The organism is Salinivibrio sp. AR640 (genome assembly GCF_001995405.1).
Taxonomy (GTDB): Bacteria; Pseudomonadota; Gammaproteobacteria; order Enterobacterales; family Vibrionaceae; genus Salinivibrio; species Salinivibrio costicola.
Genome location: NZ_MUFD01000003.1, coordinates 35,737 through 54,781 on the forward strand (window position 1 = coordinate 35,737; position 19,045 = coordinate 54,781).

At 47.3% G+C, this 19,045-nt stretch carries 16 protein-coding genes and 1 tRNA gene; 9 read left to right on the top strand and 8 right to left on the bottom strand.

Annotation, left to right across the window (positions count from 1 at the left end; translation table 11 throughout):
• Positions 1-152: 152 nt before the first annotated feature.
• The 3 genes from BZG75_RS02775 to BZG75_RS02785 all read left to right on the top strand — a co-directional run bounded on the left by BZG75_RS02775 (position 153) and on the right by BZG75_RS02785 (position 2,011).
• Positions 153-731, top strand: a complete 579-nt coding sequence (locus tag BZG75_RS02775) for a BON domain-containing protein (RefSeq protein ID WP_077576123.1) — start codon at positions 153-155, stop codon at positions 729-731.
• A gap of 32 nt (positions 732-763) precedes the next feature.
• Complete coding sequence (locus BZG75_RS02780; RefSeq protein WP_077457317.1) at positions 764-1,045, top strand: hypothetical protein; 282 nt, start codon at positions 764-766, stop codon at positions 1,043-1,045.
• Positions 1,046-1,159: 114 nt separating this feature from the next.
• The gene (locus BZG75_RS02785; protein ID WP_077576124.1) at positions 1,160-2,011 is read left to right on the top strand and encodes an EamA family transporter; all 852 of its coding nucleotides are present in this window, start codon (positions 1,160-1,162) and stop codon (positions 2,009-2,011) included.
• A gap of 100 nt (positions 2,012-2,111) precedes the next feature.
• On the opposite strand, the gene glpD is transcribed toward BZG75_RS02785, so the two are convergent.
• The 4 genes from glpD to BZG75_RS02805 form a co-directional block, all read right to left on the bottom strand.
• Positions 2,112-3,653 (bottom strand): glycerol-3-phosphate dehydrogenase, encoded by a 1,542-nt coding sequence (glpD, locus tag BZG75_RS02790; RefSeq protein WP_077576126.1) that lies wholly within the window; start codon positions 3,651-3,653, stop codon positions 2,112-2,114.
• A gap of 295 nt (positions 3,654-3,948) precedes the next feature.
• Complete coding sequence (glpK, locus tag BZG75_RS02795) at positions 3,949-5,472, bottom strand: glycerol kinase GlpK (RefSeq protein ID WP_077460889.1); 1,524 nt, start codon at positions 5,470-5,472, stop codon at positions 3,949-3,951.
• Positions 5,473-5,535: 63 nt separating this feature from the next.
• Positions 5,536-6,405, bottom strand: coding sequence for an MIP/aquaporin family protein (locus BZG75_RS02800; RefSeq protein ID WP_077460888.1), 870 nt, complete (start codon positions 6,403-6,405; stop codon positions 5,536-5,538).
• A gap of 287 nt (positions 6,406-6,692) precedes the next feature.
• A complete protein-coding gene (locus BZG75_RS02805; protein WP_025744340.1) occupies positions 6,693-7,397 on the bottom strand; it encodes a riboflavin synthase in 705 nt (234 codons plus the stop codon).
• A 153-nt stretch (positions 7,398-7,550) separates the two neighbouring features.
• Here BZG75_RS02805 and BZG75_RS02810 point away from each other — a divergent pair, with 153 nt between their 5' ends.
• Positions 7,551-9,725 carry a TonB-dependent receptor domain-containing protein gene (locus BZG75_RS02810; protein WP_198532314.1) on the top strand — a complete coding sequence of 725 codons (2,175 nt, stop codon included), beginning with the start codon at positions 7,551-7,553 and terminating at the stop codon, positions 9,723-9,725.
• Between the two features lie 168 nt (positions 9,726-9,893).
• Positions 9,894-10,907, top strand: a complete 1,014-nt coding sequence (locus tag BZG75_RS02815; RefSeq protein ID WP_077576127.1) for a 2-hydroxyacid dehydrogenase — start codon at positions 9,894-9,896, stop codon at positions 10,905-10,907.
• Between the two features lie 63 nt (positions 10,908-10,970).
• Here the strand turns inward: BZG75_RS02815 and yiaY are convergent, their stop codons facing one another.
• On the bottom strand, positions 10,971-12,119 hold the full coding sequence (gene yiaY, locus BZG75_RS02820; RefSeq protein ID WP_077576128.1) for an L-threonine dehydrogenase: 1,149 nt from the start codon (positions 12,117-12,119) through the stop codon (positions 10,971-10,973).
• Between the two features lie 283 nt (positions 12,120-12,402).
• Here yiaY and BZG75_RS02825 point away from each other — a divergent pair, with 283 nt between their 5' ends.
• A complete protein-coding gene (locus BZG75_RS02825; protein WP_025744343.1) occupies positions 12,403-13,041 on the top strand; it encodes an OmpA family protein in 639 nt (212 codons plus the stop codon).
• Between the two features lie 82 nt (positions 13,042-13,123).
• Here the strand turns inward: BZG75_RS02825 and BZG75_RS02830 are convergent, their stop codons facing one another.
• The gene (locus BZG75_RS02830) at positions 13,124-14,680 is read right to left on the bottom strand and encodes a cryptochrome/photolyase family protein (protein ID WP_242413574.1); all 1,557 of its coding nucleotides are present in this window, start codon (positions 14,678-14,680) and stop codon (positions 13,124-13,126) included.
• A gap of 196 nt (positions 14,681-14,876) precedes the next feature.
• On the opposite strand from BZG75_RS02830, the gene BZG75_RS02835 reads away from it, so the two are divergent.
• Together BZG75_RS02835 and BZG75_RS02840 are read left to right on the top strand one after the other, a co-directional pair.
• Positions 14,877-15,413: a hypothetical protein gene (locus BZG75_RS02835; RefSeq protein WP_077460883.1), complete on the top strand. Its 537-nt coding sequence runs from the start codon at positions 14,877-14,879 to the stop codon at positions 15,411-15,413.
• Between the two features lie 87 nt (positions 15,414-15,500).
• The gene (locus BZG75_RS02840) at positions 15,501-16,163 is read left to right on the top strand and encodes a glutathione S-transferase (protein ID WP_077576132.1); all 663 of its coding nucleotides are present in this window, start codon (positions 15,501-15,503) and stop codon (positions 16,161-16,163) included.
• Between the two features lie 23 nt (positions 16,164-16,186).
• On the opposite strand, the gene BZG75_RS02845 is transcribed toward BZG75_RS02840, so the two are convergent.
• Positions 16,187-16,852, bottom strand: a complete 666-nt coding sequence (locus tag BZG75_RS02845; protein WP_077576133.1) for a glutathione S-transferase family protein — start codon at positions 16,850-16,852, stop codon at positions 16,187-16,189.
• A 338-nt stretch (positions 16,853-17,190) separates the two neighbouring features.
• Here BZG75_RS02845 and BZG75_RS02850 point away from each other — a divergent pair, with 338 nt between their 5' ends.
• Positions 17,191-18,798 carry a peptide ABC transporter substrate-binding protein gene (locus tag BZG75_RS02850; protein WP_077576135.1) on the top strand — a complete coding sequence of 536 codons (1,608 nt, stop codon included), beginning with the start codon at positions 17,191-17,193 and terminating at the stop codon, positions 18,796-18,798.
• A 126-nt stretch (positions 18,799-18,924) separates the two neighbouring features.
• Here BZG75_RS02850 and BZG75_RS02855 read toward each other — a convergent pair.
• A tRNA-Asn gene (locus BZG75_RS02855) sits at positions 18,925-19,000 on the bottom strand.
• Between the last annotated feature and the right edge of the window lie 45 nt (positions 19,001-19,045).

Consider the following 19,045-nt stretch of genomic DNA (forward strand, 5'->3'; position numbering starts at 1 on the left):
AAGTAATTATTACTTAATTAATGGTTAAACAAGCAAAAGAAAAATCATAACTAACTGATTATTAATTAAATTTAAAACTGGCACAGTATTCGCAGGCTTCAAGGTAGCAACGCCACCATGTTGCTCACATTCATAGGAAAAAGGAGGAGTTAATGAAGACGACTCATCAAGGTCGATTTCATCCTTTGTTCGTATCATTGGGGTTAGCACTAACACTGGGTGCTTCGTCGGCATATGCAGACAGCAGCAAAAACCAGTGGCAAGACCAAGCTAAAGATGCGTGGATTGATGGCAAAGCCGAATCCATGCTGATGGTTAATACTGACCTAAACAACTTTGATATCAACACAGATGTAGAGCAAGGTGTGGTTATCTTAACGGGAAACGTAGACACTGAGTTGGATAAGAGCTTAGCTGGCGGTCTTGTGCGCCAAATCGACGGGGTCAGTCAGGTGGAAAATGATCTCACCGTTTCTCAACCCGCCAGCAAAGCCGCAAACTTAGGGCAAGCCGTTGTCGACACAAAAGTAAGTGCGGCATTAAAAACGAGCTTGCTACTTAATCCAGATATTAGCGGAACCAATATTAATGTCTCCGTTGAAGACGGCGTGGCAACCTTATCCGGAAAAGTCAAAAGTGATGGCGCTCGTGATCTAGCCGTCTTAATGGCGGAAAACGCCCAAGATGTCGAGCGTGTCATTGATGAACTTAAAGTAGAAGAAAATGCCTAAGGATAATGACAAACCTCTAATAAGGAGATGCTATGCAACGCCAAGAAATGATTGAAAAATTACACGGCCGCTTACATGACTGGAATCAAGAAATTGATAAGCTTGAAGCCAAAGCGAACGTCGCATCAGCAAATGCAAAAGCCGAATACCGTGAGTCGATCGAGCACTTAAGAGCGCGAAAAGAACAAGCAAAAACGCGCATTGATGAGCTTCAAAATGCCAGTGACGAGGCGTGGGATGATATTAAACAAGGCGCCGAACAAGCATTAACATCACTTAAAGAAGCTTACGACTCGGCCAAACAGAAATTCTAGCTAACACACTAGGATTGAGACAATTCGCTCCAAAATCTTTGCCGCTCTCATCGGAGCGGCTTTTTTTTGTCTTTATGTTAAGGTAAGACTTTAATATCACCAAGGAGAGGAAACATGCAGGCTCGCGCGCTTTTTATCGCTATATTGAGTGTTTTTGGCGCCATGTGCGCGATTCAATTCGGTGCCTCGTTTGCCAAGCAGCTGTTTCCTCTGGTGGGGCCTGTCGGGACAAGTGCTCTGCGAGTCGGGTTTTCCGCCCTGATACTATGGCTGGTTTTTCGGCCTTGGCGCCAATGGCCTCGTGGACGTCACTGGCGCGCTATTAGCGTTTATGGCAGTTGCCTGGGTGGCATGATGCTGCTGCTTTATTTAGCGATTGAAACCATTCCTCTCGGGATTGCCGTTGCACTCGAATTTACGGGTCCTCTTCTGGTTGCATTGCTTTCAATACGGCGCGCGCGGGACAGCCTTTGGATTGTGCTCGCCGTCGGCGGTGTGATCACATTGCTCCCAGATCTATCAGGCGTAAATGCCCTCGACCCACGAGGGGTTACATACGCCCTAGCCGCCGGGGGCTGCTGGGCTGGCTATATTTTATTTGGTCAAAAAGCGGGTAATCTAGCGCCAGGCGGCGGCACTGTTGCACTGGGGATGACGGTTGCTGCGCTCTATCTTGTACCCGCCGGCTACATTGCCACCGATGGCGCTCTGCTCCAGTGGCAACTGCTGCCATTGGGCATTGCGGTGGCACTCATTTCTAGCGCTATTCCCTACTCGTTAGAGATGATCGCGCTGCGAAATATGCCTAAGCAAACCTTCAGTGTGATGATGAGTTTAGAGCCCGCTGTTGCCGCAATGGCAGGGCTATTGGTTCTCGACGAGCAACTTGCACTGCGCCAATGGCTCGCCATCGGTATGGTAATCACTGCCTCGTTAGGCAGTACGTTATCGGCTAAAAGGCATTAACGAAAAGGCACTAACACCAACCAATAGAAAAGAGCGCCGATGGTCGGCGCTCTTTTTAGTCATCGAATCTTGTTCTCTGAACGACTCACTTTACCGAGTGTTAGCTCGCTTCACTCAATGGCAGTGCATGCACCTTGACGCGCTGTTGCTCGATGTACTGGCTAATCGCATCAGCCTGCTCTTCAGTCAAATAGAGACCAAGCTTCGTACGGCGCCATAGCGCGTCTTCAACATGCTGCACAAACTCGTGTTGAATGAGATAATTTAGCTCAGCTTGATAAACACCATCTGCAAACTGACGTCCCATATCTGCCTCGCTGGTGCAGCCTTTCATCAACTGATGGGTGCAAGTACCGTATGTGTCCACAAATCGCTGCGCCGTCTCGTGACTTAACCACGGGTAACGTTGCTTGATTGACATGGCCAGATCATCGCGACCACAGCTAAAGTCACCACCAGGTAACGTTCCGTTTGCGGTCCAAGGCTGACCCATTTTATCGAAAAATGGCTCAAGTTTATGCATGGCTGATTCGGCCAGTTTACGATACGTCGTGAGCTTACCGCCGAAGATAGATACGAGCGGCGCTTGACTGCCCTGCTGCTCTAACTCAATGGTATAGTCACGTGTCATTGCCTGCGGCGAATCCGATTCGTCATCACATAGAGGACGCACACCACTGTAGGTCCAAATAACATCGTCGCGTTTGATTTGATGCGTAAAGTGCTGATTGACCACATCAACCAGATAATCAACTTCAGCATCATCAATTTTAGCTTCACGCGGATCCGCTTTGTGTTCAACATCCGTGGTGCCAATCAGTGAAAACTTATCCAGGTAAGGGATCACAAATACAATACGACCATCATTATTTTGCAGAATATAGGCTTGTGGATCTTGATGGATACGTGGCACCACCATATGAGAGCCTTTGATCATTTTGATCCCACGTGGCGATTTTTCATGAAGACTATCGTCGTAGAATTGTTTGACCCAAGGCCCTGTTGCATTCACCAAGGCTTTCGACTTGCGCTCAAAACGCTCGCCGGTGTGTGCATCTTCCAAGGTAACACGCCAGATATTGTTTTCACGCTCTGCCGTCACCACTTTACAATAGTTACGGACTTCACCGCCTTTCTCTTTGGTAAACTGAGCGTTAAGCAGTGTGAGACGCGCATCATCTACCCACGCATCAGAGTACTCAAAACCGATCTTCATCTCTTTTTTCATATAGCCGGTTTTACTGAGATCCACTTTGTGGCTACTTGGTAACGTCGAACGTTTACCTAAATTGTCATATAAAAAGAGGCCACAACGAATCATCCACGCGGGGCGCAGATAAGAGCGATGCGGCAAACGAAAGCGCATAGGAAAGGCAATATGCGGCGCTTTGTTGATTAGCACTTCACGCTCTGCTAACGCTTCGGAAACCAAACGAAATTCATAATGCTCTAAATAGCGAAGCCCGCCATGAATCAACTTTGAGCTTGCTGACGATGTGGCCGATGCGAAATCTTTTGCATCGTACAATCCAACATTAAGCCCCCGGCCTGCTGCATCTGCAGCGATGCCTGCACCATTGATACCGCCTCCCACGACGATAATATCGAGTAATGCTTCTTGATGAGTATTATGCGTAGTCATTATTAGCCGACCTTGTCCAGATATGAGCGAACGAACATTAATTGATGGGTATAACTGTATATCAACTTTCGTTTTCGGTCACTATTAATGTTCGAAAAATTATTATCGAGTGTGACAAGTGTAGAATAAGTGTTATAAAAATGCGTGAATTGTGAACCGTAAAGCCAAGATTAACGTAGCAGAAGCAGGTCGTTGTCACTCTGTTATTCAATAAAGCAGAATTCACCCGTCTGCGTTCAGGCATAAAAAAAGGCGCGAAAACGCGCCTTTTGAAGATAACTCGGTTTAGACGTAATTAAATGTCTTCTTCCTCATCATGAAGCTGTGCCCATGCCTGAGCACATTTTACCGCACGCTTCCAACCACGGTAACGACGGTTCCGCTTTTCTTCATCCTGATGAGGCTCAAAGCTACGATTGAGTTTCGCTTTGTCTTTTAACTCATCCAGGCTACCCCAGAAACCAACAGCCATCCCCGCAAGATAACCTGCGCCCAGCGCCGTGACTTCCGTCACTTCGGGACGGTGAACTTCCGTATTAAGCACATCGGCTTGGAATTGCATCAAGAAGTCATTGGCAACGGCACCACCATCCACGCGTAACGCCGCGAGCTTGATACCTGAATCGGCTTGCATTGCATCCAATACGTCACGAGTTTGGTAAGCAATCCCTTCCAATGTTGCTCGAATAATATGGTTTGAATTCACACCGCGCGTTAAGCCTACAATAGTACCGCGGGCATATGCATCCCAGTAGGGGGCGCCTAATCCCGTGAAAGCCGGGACCACATAAACACCATTTGACGTATCGACTTTAGTGGCAAAATACTCAGAATCATGCGCGTCTTCGAGCACTTTAAGCTCATCACGTAACCACTGGATAGAGGCTCCGCCCATAAAGACCGCGCCCTCAAGCGCATAAGAAGGTTCACCCTGTGGACCACAACCAATCGTCGTCAGCAGGCCATGAGAAGACGTAACTTTCTCTTGCCCGGTATTCATCAGCAAGAAGCACCCTGTGCCGTAGGTATTTTTCGCTTGTCCGGCTTCTACACACATTTGACCAAATAGCGCAGCCTGTTGGTCACCCGCGATCCCAGCAATTGGAATACGTGTCCCGCCTTTACCGCCGATATTCGTTTGCCCATATACCTCAGAAGAGCGACGCACTTCAGGTAACATTGAAGCGGGGATACCGAGCTCATCGAGCATTTTTTGATCCCAGCACATATCATTGATATTAAACAACATAGTTCGTGACGCATTGGTATAATCCGTCACATGCACACGCCCTTGGGTCATTTTCCAGACCAGCCAGGTATCCACGGTACCAAACAATAGCTTACCCGCTTCTGCGTCCTCTCGCGCGCCTTCGACGTTGTCCAAAATCCACTTCACTTTTGTACCTGAGAAATACGGATCAAGTACAAGCCCAGTGTTATCGCGAACATATGAAGTTAAACCACGCTCGCGCAAGTCATCACAAATGTCGGCGGTACGACGGCATTGCCACACAATCGCGTTGTACACAGGTTTTCCGGTTTCTTTATTCCAGACTACCGTGGTTTCACGCTGGTTTGTAATACCAATACCCGCAATCTCATCACTGCGGATACCCGTTTTGCCCAACACCTCCACTAAGGTGGAGCTTTGTGTCGCGTAAATTTCCATTGGATCATGCTCGACCCAACCGGCTTGAGGATAAATCTGGGTAAATTCGCGCTGAGACACACCCACAATATTGGCGTCATGATCCATGACGACGGCGCGTGAGCTGGTAGTACCTTGGTCTAGAGCCACGATATATTTGTGCGCAGACATAATCGGGTTTCCTTCTATCTCTTATATTTTAGTCGTTGTGGCGCACTAACGCGCCCATGCTACTTATGCGTTTACTTTTTGCGTCTCGGTTTCAGCCAGCTCCAGCTCCTCATCATCACACTGGTTAGGAATGGTGCAACCATGGCCCTCTTGAGGCAGGTATGGGGCAATCACTTTTGGATACAGCCAACCACCGAAACAGGCCCCTAAAATTGGTGCGACAATGGGCACAATAAAGTACGGAATATCGCGTGCGCCTGTCAGGGCATAATCCCATCCGGCAAAGAAGGCAAATAGTTTAGGACCGAAATCACGCGCAGGGTTCATTGCAAAACCGGTCAATGGACCTAACGAGCCACCGATAACCGCAATCAAAATACCGATGAGTAATGGATTCATTGGGCCACGTGCAGCGCCATTATTTTCATCGCCTAGCGCTAAGATGCCAAACATCAACACCGCTGTGATCACAAATTCAACCGCCATAGCCCCCATGAAAGACAGAGCTTGATGCGGATACGTTGAGAAGATACCTGCGGTTGCTAAGGCCTCGGGGCTACTCCGAACAACATTATTGGCTAACTCCCACTCGACGAAAAGATTGCTATATAGACTGTAAACAAGTGCGGCGGACGCAAACGCACCAAGCATTTGCGAAATAATGTAGGGAACAACTTTACTTTTATCAAAGCCATGGAAGGCAGCGAGCGCGATAGTAACAGCAGGGTTGATGTGCGCGCCTGAAACACCTGCTGTACAGTAAATGGCAATTGCCACACCCAGCCCCCAGACGATACTGATTTCCCACTGACCAAAGTCCGCGCCGGTCAGTACCAGCGCTGCCACACAACCTACGCCAAAGAAGATAAGCAAGCCCGTGCCGATAAACTCGGACACGCACTCGCCTAATAGAGTCGACGATGCTTTTTTCATAATGATTATCCTTGTCACTGTTAGTCGAGGTTACACGTTCAAAACCACACTACCATTTTGCATAATCACAGCATCTCGAAAACAAACTCACAACAAAAATGAGCGTTCGAGCATAATTTTATGACTTAATACTGACATTTTTGTTAACTACATCATTATTTGAGCATGTTCGCGCACAAAATGCGCAAACACAGTGGGATGGCTAGAAAGCTAGGGATGGCAAGGCTTGGCGCCCCTCATATCCATGCAGTGATCGTTGAGGAGCGCGCTTTGTTGTTATCTTTTTGTTATCGAGAGGTTGGCATTGAGACCCCAAGTGTATCAAGATCGATCCCTTTCTCCTTTGCTAACGATTCGAGCACAGGAAGTAAGGGGCCAAGCTTTTCGCTCAACGTATCACGCACGGTATCCACCATCACTTGGGTTTGTCGCTCGATTTCTATATTAACGGAATCACCGACAGTCTTTCGCTCGAACGTTGTCATTCGCCGCGTCTCTGGGATCAACCAAACGTCAAACCACCCTTCATCCTTGTTTACGTCGGCAATGGTCAAGCTTGCACCATTAATAGCGATATAACCTTTGGCAAAGATGTAGCGCATCCATGACGTTGCTAAGGAAAATCGCAATCGACAATTTTCCTCTTGAAACAGCACGTCATGCACTAAAGCACAGCAATCCACATGCCCCGATAACGGATGTCCGCCGATTTCTGCGCCATCTTTCGCTGCTCGCTCCGCATTCACGCTATCGCCAGTATTAAACGAACGTAACGTCGTTATCGCTAAGCTTTGTAGCATCACATCAAAACGCACAAGATTCGCTTCTAATCGCTCAGTGACCGTCAAACATACGCCATCAATGGCGACACTGGCACCAATTTCTAATCCATCACAAAAGCCATCTGGGAAGCGAATATCGAACGTTCGGATACCTTGGTGATCGCGACAAACGTCAATATTTGCCACCGCTTGAATAATTCCGGTAAACATGGGGGATATCCTCTTAAGAATTTCCCAGTATCATACTGCTTGGCAACAAAAATAACCAACGCGCACAAGTGATAATCAATCTCATTAGCATTGATAGTTGTGATTAGCCGGCGTATAGTGCGCATTTTTATACGTCAGTAAAGTATTATGAGTATGCCGTATCCTTCTTTATGCTTTGCCATTTTGGCAGCCTTCGCTATTGGCATTCATACCGCCAGTGCTAATACGAATCGCTCTCCCGACAGCATTGAAACCATTAAGGTGCAAGGTGAGCAACTAAACCATCCTATTACCCTTATTTCACCGGGAAAATCGACTCTAGAGCTGGACGATATTCAACGCGAACAGGCTCATAACATCGGAGAGTTGGTCATGAAAATGCCCGGCGTCTCACTTGATGCCGGTGCGCGCCCAGGCAGTGAACGTATCAATGTGTGGGGGTTTTCTCACCCCTCAGCACTATCTGTCCGTATAGATGGTGCTCCAGTCGGATTTCAACAGTATCGATATGGCAGTTTTTTCCTCGATCCTCAGTTGCTAAGATCTGTCCGCGTGGTAAAAGGCGACCATAACGTTCGTGCCAGTGTGGGCGCCTTTGGCGGCAGTTTTATTATGGAAACAAAAGAAGCTGCAGACTTTCTTGATGCGGATGAGTCAATCGGTGCGACGGCTCAGGCTGGCTTTAATAGCGTGAACCAACAATGGAAACGCAGTATTACTGCCTTTGGCAAATCCGACTCTGGCTGGTCGGTATTGCTCCATGGGTCAAAACGTGATGCAGATGATATTGAGCTAGGAAACGGAGAGACATTTGATTTCTCGGGCTACGCCCAACATAGCTTGCTCGGTAAAATTCATTATCAATCTGGTGCGCATGATTTTATGTTAAGCCACACACGGTATGACGACCAGGGAAGAAAACCGTGGGCAAATCGACGCGGCGCCATGCCTTCGATTAGTGATTACAAAATAGATAAGTATGGTAGCTACGAAGCGGCATTATTTGCCACATCGGTGGATAATCATTATCGCGAGTATACCAGTACCCTGAATTACCACTATCAACCGTTTAATAACTTTATAGACACTAGTGTCGTGATCGCACATTCACAAAACCATCGTTATTGGGAAAGACCCGACAGCACCTATCAATCTTATATTTCTTCGGGTCAATACGGTCATCAGGTATGGTTATCATATGAGCGTTGGTTTGCAGAATTGACGAATACTAGCCACTTCGGTGATCACGAAATTATGATCGGCGCTCAATACCAAGACCAAAACCGAGACTCTCGCGTTTACAATCATACTTATCGAAAAAAACCAGCGAAAAACTACGGGTACTATACACCAAACTTTGAACCATCTGGTGAACAGCGAACTCAAAGTGCGTTTGTCCAAGATAGATACTTCATTACTCCAGATCTCGAACTAACCGCCTCGCTGCGCTATAACCATATTCGATCAGAGGGCGTTCCGAATTTAGCACCTGATTATAACGACCCATCTGTGGGTCATGACTATAGTGCTGTTACTCACCAGGGTTGGGAGCCGCGTATTGCATTGGTCTACGATGTCAGTCCATCTACGCAAATCAAAGCCGCCTATGCTTATGGCTTGAAAGCACCAACAATTGACGAATTGTATACGGTGCAGTATGCAAGAGCCTCTAAACGGGCCTCGACAAGTCGGGATCTTTCCGTGACTCGAGTCAATGCGTATCTATTAGGTATGACTAATGAGCATCAACGTGTGTTGACTGAAAGCGATCACCTTGCTACTGAGGTCACGCTGTTCTGGAATGACATCATTCATGACGTTGCTCAGCGTCGTGGCATAAATGCGACAAAACAAAAAGAAGGCTACTATACCAACCTAGAAGGGCTATATACCTACGGCCTCGACGCACAGTTACAATATCGTCTCTACGATTGGTTCACCGATGCGTCTGTTTCTATTGTTAGGGGGAAACATAAAGGATCATTGCGCGATAGCACGTGCGCAGACGAATACTGGTACGAAACCCCACCACTAAGTGCAATGTTCGGTATCGGACGCCAACTGACAGATACCATTCAAATCGCATGGCAAGGGCAGTATTGGGACGAGCAAGATCGTGTTCCTAACGAGCCTTCTTTGCACACTGCAAACGTGGAAAGTGACGCCTACTTTTTCCAAAACTTGTATGGTGAATGGAAGCCCAGTGATGATTTTGTACTACGTGCCACTATCATCAATCTTACCGATCAATATTACTCACCCTACCTTTCTGCCGGCGTGCCAGCAGCTGGCCGAGATATACGCATTAATGCCACTATTAGGTTCTAGGCAAGCGAGGGAGACACAACATTATCAAAGCCGAACACAAGTTCGGCTTTGCAATTTCGTACCATAACCGACACGATTATCCTGATAAATTTAATGGTTTATTTCTGATCAAAATCACGTTATTGATAGAGACCATTCACCTCCCCCGATTAAACCGGAGGCTATTTAATGACGACCATTGCCGTATTTAGCGCGAAATCTTATGACAAGGCCGCCTTCACTCATGTCAACGACGCATTTGCGTACACGTTTGAGTTTCATGATTTCCAACTCACTGACAAAACAGCCAAAATGGCGCAAGGTGCCGAGGTGGTTTGTGCGTTTGTAAACGATGATTTGTCTCGCCCCGTACTTGAAATTCTCGCAAAGACAGGGACTTCTCTCGTAGCCTTGCGTTGCGCTGGCTACGACCGTGTCGATCTCGACGCAGCTAAATCACTGGGGATCACGGTTGTGCGCGTGCCCGCGTATTCGCCTGAATCGGTCGCCGAGCACACGGTTGGCATGATGATGTGTCTTAATCGTCGTTTCCATAAAGCGTATCAACGTACCCGCGACGCGAACTTTGAGCTTGAGGGTTTAGTCGGCTTCAACTTTCATGGCAAAACAGCGGGGATTATTGGTACAGGAAAAATTGGTATTGCGACCATGCGCATTCTCAACGGCCTAGGGATGCGTCTACTCTGCCACGATCCCTATCAAAACCCACAGGCCCTTGAACTGGGGGCGGAATATGTTTCAAAAGAAACGCTTTATGCGCAAAGTGATGTGATTTCTTTGCATTGCCCCATGTCTAAAGAGAACTACCATTTGCTCAGTGCCAACGCATTCAATCAAATGAAAGACGGTGTGATGGTGATAAACACCAGTCGGGGCGAGCTACTCGACTCGGTTGCCGCGATTGAGGCGCTCAAACAAGGACGGATTGGGTCTTTGGGGCTCGATGTTTACGATAATGAGCATGAATTGTTTTTCCAAGACAAGTCGAATGATGTGATTGTCGATGACGTATTTCGTCGGCTTTCAGCCTGCCACAACGTATTGATTACCGGCCACCAGGCTTTCTTAACCAAAGAAGCACTGCACAACATTGCCGAGACCACATTGGCGAACATTCAGATCGTACTAAGTGGTCAGACTTGCCAAAACCAAATCGTCGAAGTGGAAGACAGAAGCGATTAACGCCGATTAAAAAAGGCCTGATCGCTCAGGCCTTTTGTTCTTCAATATCGATTTAGCGGCTGATTACATGGCTTCCATGAAAATTTTAGCGATTTCTTCATGGGTTGCTTGCTTCGGATTGGTAAACCCGCAAGCATCTTTGAGCGCATTTTCCGTCAACACATCAATATCGTCTTGTTTAACGCCCAATTCATTCAGACCTGCAGGAATACCTACATCCGTTGACAACGACTGAATCGCTTGGATTGCGGCTTTCGCACCTTCATCCTCAGTCATGTTTTCGGTATCAACGCCCATCGCAGTTGCCACATCGCGTAAACGACTTGCACAGACTTGCGCGTTATAGCGCTGAACATGGGGGAGCAATACCGCGTTACACACACCATGCGGGAGGTCATAAAACCCGCCGAGCTGATGTGCCATGGCATGCACATAGCCGAGCGACGCATTATTGAATGCCATACCGGCCATAAACTGCGCATAAGCCATTTGTTCACGTGCCTCAATATTCTGTCCGTCAGCCACGGCGGTACGAAGGTGCTCTTGAATCAAGGTCATTGCTTTGAGCGCGACGGCATCCGTGATCGGTGTCGCGGCGGTTGATACATACGCTTCAACGGCGTGAGTTAATGCGTCCATTCCGGTCGCCGCGGTTAGTGAAGCTGGCTTCGCGAGCATAAGCTCAGGATCATTCACCGAGATAATTGGCGTGGTATGCTTATCGACAATCGCCATCTTAATATGACGTTCTTCTTCAGTAATAATACAAAAACGCGTCATCTCAGATGCCGTGCCGGCCGTTGTATTGATCGCAATCAGTGGCAGTTGAGGTTTCGCCGATTGATCGACACCTTCATAATCACTGATATGGCCGCCGTTCGTGGCAACTAAAGCGATACCCTTCGCACAATCATGCGGCGATCCGCCACCCAAAGAGATCACGCAGTCACATTGATTCGCTTGCAAAAGCTCAAGGCCTTGCGCCACATTGCCGGTTGTTGGGTTAGGCTGAGTACCGTCATACACCACACTGTCAACCTGGCGACTATCCAGTAACGCCGCGATTTGTTTGACGACACCAATTTCGTTCAGCACCTTATCGGTGACAATGAGGGCTTTTTTAAATCCATGCGATTGAATAGCGTCTGCGGCTTCTAAAAGGCATCCGGCACCCATAAGGTTAACCGCTGGGATAAAGAAAGTGCTCGACATGATCCTTGACTCCTTTTGTAGGGATAACAGAGGTTTTAGCAGAAAGTGCTTTCCCCTTTTGATGCCATTTTGTAACACGCCATTAGTTCGTCACATTTTGATCCAGCGCAATTTGCTAGGCAAGATAAACAAAATAAAAGACAAAACTGAGAGTTGTGTCTGCGACGGAGTCCATTGTGTTTAAAACATCAGCAGAAAATCATTTTTTTGACACTTTCTTGAAGAATAATGTCTAACATACAATAGAGTAGAGTCATCGCTAACTTGTGATAGAGAGAACACAATGGGAACAAAATATAAACTGACTGCGGTTGCGGTTTTGACTGCCTCACTGGCATTAACAGGCTGTGAATCCATGTCGAATGCCCAAAAAGGTGCGGCCATTGGCGCAATCACCGGTGCGATTGCGGGTAAGTCCACCTCCAACCACAAAGATAAACGCGCATTCATCGGGGCAGCCATTGGCGCGATCGGTGGTGCCGCGGTGGGCAACTATATGGATAAGCAAGAGCAGGCTTTCCGTGAAGAATTGGCAGGTTCCGGCATTCAAGTAGTACGAGAAGGGGATAACATTCGTTTGATCATGCCATCGAATATTACCTTTGGATTGGATCAAGATGCTATCGCCGCCGACTTCTATCCCACCCTCAATGCGGTTTCCAACGTCATGCGCAAATACGACAAAACCTTTTTAAGCATTGAGGGCCATACCGACAACACAGGGGCGGCCTCATACAACCAAGGCTTGTCTGAGCGACGTGCGATGAGCGTTAAACGCTATCTTGCCAGCCAGTCTATCGACAATGCGCGCCTTTATACCTCTGGATTTGGCGAAACACGTCCACTCGTTGCCAATAACAGTGCATCCAATCGCGCATTGAATCGTCGGGTTGAGATTCAAGTGGTGCCAAACACCCAATAGCGGCGGTGATTAGTCAAGAGTGACACAACACAGTGCGCTTATTGGCAGTAAGCGCACCATAAAGAGGTATTGACCACCAACACTAGAGATTATCGAGGTGAGCAAGCAAATAGTCTGCACGCTCAAGCATGGCCTCGCGCTGGGCAGCGTCCATTTTATCCCAGTTTCTGTAAGGCATGGCCATTCTTGGATTTTGACTAAAGCGATCGCGATGACGCTGCATAAAATGCCAATAAAGTGCATTCAGTGGACACGCGTTATCCCCCACTTTCTCTTTCACTGAGTAATGACAATCCCCGCAATAATCACTCATGCGATTAATATAAGCGCCACTGGCCGCATAGGGTTTCGTGCCAACCAACCCGTTATCAGCAAATTGCGTCATCCCCCTAGTGTTAGGCATCTCAACCCATTCTATCGCATCAATATAAATCGATAAGTACCAGTCATCGACGGCATCCGGGTTAATACCGGCTAGCAAGCAAAAGTTCCCCGTTACCATGAGTCGTTGAATATGGTGTGCGTAGGCCGTTTGCAATGACTGGGTCACCGCTTGAGACACACAGCGCATTTTGGTTTGCCCATCCCAGAAATAACGCGGGAGTGGTCGATTTGCCTCGAGGACATTTTTCTCTGCATAAGCAGGCATATTTGCCCAATATACGCCGCGTATGTACTCCCGCCAGCCTAAAATTTGACGCACAAAGCCTTCAATCTGCGCCAGGTTGATGGCATCACTATGTCGGAAATACTCAATCGCGACGGTAATCACCTGCATGGGATGAAGTAACTTTGCATTCAGTGCAAACGACAAACGGCTGTGATAGAGGCTCCATTGGTGATCGCTACGACCCGTCATGGCATCTTGAAACTGACCAAACAGAGGCAAGCAATGACGGCAAAAGTGATCCAACAAGGCTTTCGCCTGTGAACGTGTCACAGGCCAGAGTAGGTCTGGTGCAGGTTCACCGATCGTCGCAACGTTATGCCGTTCGATACGAGCTAAAATATCGCGAACATCGTTACTGAATACTAAGGGAGACGGAATGGCAGCTAAATCGCTTTTTTTGAGCTTGTTACGATTATCTTGATCGTAATTCCAGCGTCCACCTTCTGGCGCATCACCGTCCATCAGGACACCAAACTGGCGACGCATATCCCGATAAAAATACTCCATTTTACGATGTTTATTCGCCGTAAACTGAGTCGCTATATGCTCGTAAGGCAATAAAAAATGCTCTGTATCAACACATTGGATTGCCACTTTATCGGGGAGATTGAGCGCGATGAGTTGCTGCGAAAGCCGATACTCGTCCGGCCGCTGATACGCAAAGGTGTTTACCTGATAATGTTCACACAAAGCACTTATTAGCGCGGGTAAATCTTGATAGCGTTGAGTGTCATCTAAAGTGAGGTAACAGACATGGTGACCCGCCTGCTCAAGTGCATGGGAAAAGGCCGCCATCGCCGCGAAGAATGCGCTTACCTTTTGGACATGATGCCTGACATAGGTGGCTTCTTGGTTAAGCTCCGCAACCAAATAAAGCACAGAGTCATCGGTCTGTTTAAACCATGAATGGCTCGCATTGAGCTGATCGCCCAGCACCAAGCGCAAAGTTTTATAGTGCGTGCTCTTCACTGGCACCTCGTTGTCATAATAAGTGTTGCAAGATAAATGTTGCAAAATCATACGCAGCAAACCACATTTTCGATGATTGCCTAGCTCAACCAGCTTGAATATCTGCCAAAACGCTCTACATTGGTCCAAACACTAGCCATTATGCCCTACTCTTATGCGCGCACTTCTTGTCAGATTTTGCCTGTTGATCACTCCAATGATAGTTGTCTATCCGACATTGGCAATGAATGAGCCCGCTAGCCAGTTTGTACAAGACCTTCGCTTCCACGGCTACATAGATAATTACGGTAACGTAAAACTGCGGTTTGCGCCGATTACAGCACTCCCTGCAGGGTTCAAAACAAAAGGGTACCTGGATATTGAAGCCAGTGATATTGTACGGCTACCTCGCGGATTAGAGGTGGGCGGGTATTTTAACGCGGCCAATACCGCTTTGAAGCAGCTACCGAGGATGAAAGTCGGTGGCTATATTAACCTGACCAATACACAAATAACGCGTCTGCCCCCTAACCTCGTGGTGCGAGGCGATTTAAGCCTGGTCAATACGCCATTGACAGCGCTCCCTCAGCGTCTATTTGTTGAAGGCAATTTATACCTCACGAACTCACCGATAAACGCTATTCCTGACGATATCTATATCGGCGGCAATCTGTATATTCGCGGTACAAATATTCAAGAAATCAGTCCGGATCTTCGTATCGAAGGACAAGTCCTTCCCGCTCTTACCCAATGATCTGCCAACCATTATTGATCGAATCAGCATGAGAGTCGTACGTTATCCCGAGCCTAGTTTTTAAATTACAGTCTAAAACGGTCCGATATGATTACTTTACATCATTTAGAGCAATCGCGGTCTCAGCGTATTGTTTGGTTATTGGAGTCTTTGGCGGTTCCATATCAGTTGGTTCGCCACCAGCGTGACCCAAAAACCAAACTCGCACCGCGTGAGTTGAAACAAATACACAGCTTGGGGAAAGCGCCCGTGATCGAAGACGGGGACATTGTGATTGCGGAATCTGGCGCAATTATTGAATATTTGTTAGATACATACGGGGATGGCAGCTTAATACCTGAAACAAAAACAGAGAAGAGCCTCTATCGATACTGGATGCATTATGCCGAAGGCTCTCTGATGCCACCATTGGTGATGTCTCTGATATTCAGTAAAATTCCAGAATCTCCCATGCCATTTTTTATTCGGCCCCTAGCCCGAAAACTGATGGATGGTGTGAAGCAGCAGTTCCTGGCGCCGCAGTTACACGACCATTTCGCTATGATAGATAATCATTTAGCGCATCATCAATGGCTCTGTGGGGACCAAATCACAGCGGCCGATATTCAAATGAGTTTTCCATTGTTGGCAGCGCGCCCACAGCTTCATACCGAACATCACGCCAACATTTTTCGCTATCTGACGCAAGTTGAGCAGCAACCCGGCTACCAGAATGCGTTATGCGTGGTCGGCCCCCTAAAAACACTGTAACAAAGACAGTGTTAAGGCTTGTATTATGCAGGCAGAGTCGACTCTGCTTGCATGATCCAACGCTGATAGCCTGGCAAATCAGCTAACTGCTGATACCAGCGAGAGATATTAGGTGGCAAGGTTAAAGACGCCTCATTATGCAAGCTATGGATCAAACTTCCTATCGCAATATCAGCCAATGTTATGCGATCTGATGCGAGATATTTTTGCTCCGCCAGTACCTCATCGATTCGTTCCAGATGATAACGACACTGCTCTAGCGCCTTTTCTCGTGATGACATAGCTTGTGAAGACATAGCTTGTGAAGACATAGCTTGTGAAGACATAGCATGTGGGTGGTCAGAGGCTGAAGAGAATAGCGCCACTTTAATGACGGGTTGGAATGAGGAGAGACACCAGTCCATCCAGCGTTCATAACATGATCGTTGAAACGCACAATCCGGATACCACATTTTGTTACCATAACAAGCAACGAGGTAGCGCAATATGGTATGTGACTCCCACACGCTATTCGGGCCGTCTTCTAAAACGGGGGTTTGTTGCATCGGACAACGCTCAGCGATGGCTTGTGCGTCACGATGGCTAAGACGAATATCGACTTCTTCTAGCGCAATACTTAAATCCAGCTCCTCAATCAACCACATCACTTTCTGAACATTTATTGACAGCGGATGTCCGTACACTTTCATTTTACTCTCCTTGTAACAGTCAAAAGCAGTTCCTTGCCTTGATTTTATTTGATTTAAGATGAATGTTTGAGGCTCGCATAATCCAACGAGCTTAGCAAGTCATCGTGTTTCTATGCTAAAAGCATGACAACTTAGCCATACAAACACCGGGAAGACCAACGATCATGCTGCTTTAATCGCTTAAACCCCTGTTTAATGCTGCTCGCGAGGTGTCACCTTTTATTGCTGTCAACAACGCACATCATATTTCTTTCATCTAGGTTTTATTTCATCAGCAATTAGGGTTAATCTATTGATTGTTAAGATTTATTAACAAAACACTCAACCAAGGAAGGCTTATGAAAATCAAGATACTCGCCAGTGCCATGGCGTTAGCATTATGCAGTTCAGCGTTTGCCGCCCAAGTGCCAGAGAATGTCACCCTCGCTAATGAACAGACCCTCATTTGGGGCGTCGCCGGTGAAGTACCAACACTAGACCCAACCAAATCCAGCGATACCGCCAGCAATAAAATTATCTCTGATTTATTTGAAGGGTTAATGATTCGCAATCCAGAAGGCGAGGTTGTGCCCGGCCTGGCGAAAGACTGGGAAATCAGTGACGATGGACTTAAATATACGTTTCATCTACGTGATGCGAAATGGTCAGACGGTGAGCCTATAACGGCCGACGACGTTATCTTTACCTTACGACGCGTCGTCGATCCTGTTACAGGTGCGCCTTACGCTTGGTATTTAGGGACCGCCAATATTCAGAACGCAAAAGCGATCACTGACGGCGAAAAGCCAGCAGAGCAACTCGGAGTTAAAGCCATTGACGATCACACGGTTGAGTTTACCCTGGAACGTCGTACGCCTTACTTCCCCAATATGCTGACTCACTCATCAACGTATCCAGTACCACAGCATGCGCTTGAAGCGTTTGGTGACAGCTGGACTCGCCCCAACAATATGGTGAACTCGGGTGCCTACAATCTCACTAACTGGGTCATTAATGAGCGCATTGATCTTGAGCGAAATCCGCTTTATTGGAACGACAAAGAAACAGTGATTAATAAGACTTCGTATGTTGCATCAAGTAATGTCAATGCTGAATATAACCGTTATCGTACCGGCGAGATCGATATCACCTCGAGCTTCCCTTTGGAAGCGTATGATCAAATCAAAAAAGAACGCCCTAATGAATTGATCACCATGCCGTCTTTGGCAACCTATTATTACTTATTTAATACCGAAAAGGCCCCTTTTGACGATGTCAGAGTGCGCAAAGCCTTATCTTATGCCATTGATAGAAACATCATCACCGATATTATTCTCGGCCAAGGCCAAATTCCTGCGTATGGCGCTACCCCACCAGCGATTAACCACTTTGAGGCACCCAAGCTTGAATGGGCGGAAATGAGTCAGGATGCGCGCTATCAAAAAGCCAAATCCTTATTGGCGGAAGCCGGGTTTACGCAAGACAATCCACTGGAGTTTGAGCTAGTCTATAACACCATGGAGTCACACAAAAAACTGGCGTTAGCCGTGACGTCTATGTGGAAGCGTCACCTTCCTGTCAAGGTCAACTTGGCCAATCAAGAGTGGAAAACCTTTTTACAAAAAGTGCTGCAAAAAGATTTTGATGTCGCCCGAGACGGTTGGATTGGTGACTATAACGAAGCATCGACGTTCTTGAGCTATTTCAGTAGTGACGGTATGAATAAAACCAGTTGGGGGAATAAAGATTATGATCACGCGCTGGATCAGGCTTTGACGGTCGTCGACCCGGAAAAACGCAACGATTACTATCAAGAAGCCGAGCGTATTTTTGCTCGCGACATGCCAGCCATTCCGCTGTACTTCTACACACGTAGTGTGATTAAAAGCCCTAAAGTCGGCGGTTATAACGTTGAGAACCCGAATAAATTGCGGTACACCCGTAATCTATACATAACGCAAAATTAATGGCAGAAAGTGCAAACGCCACGCTACCTAGCGTGGCGTTTGACAATACGTGACAAAATCCAAAAAACGCCAAAAAAAAACGCCAAAAAAAAGCGCCAGTCTTTCGACTAGCGCTTTCTCTAAATTTGGCTCCCCCAACTGGACTCGAACCAGTGACATACGGATTAACAGTCCGCCGTTCTACCAACTGAACTATGGGGGAATCGTCTTCTCGACAACGAGCGAGATAATAGGCAATCCATTATCT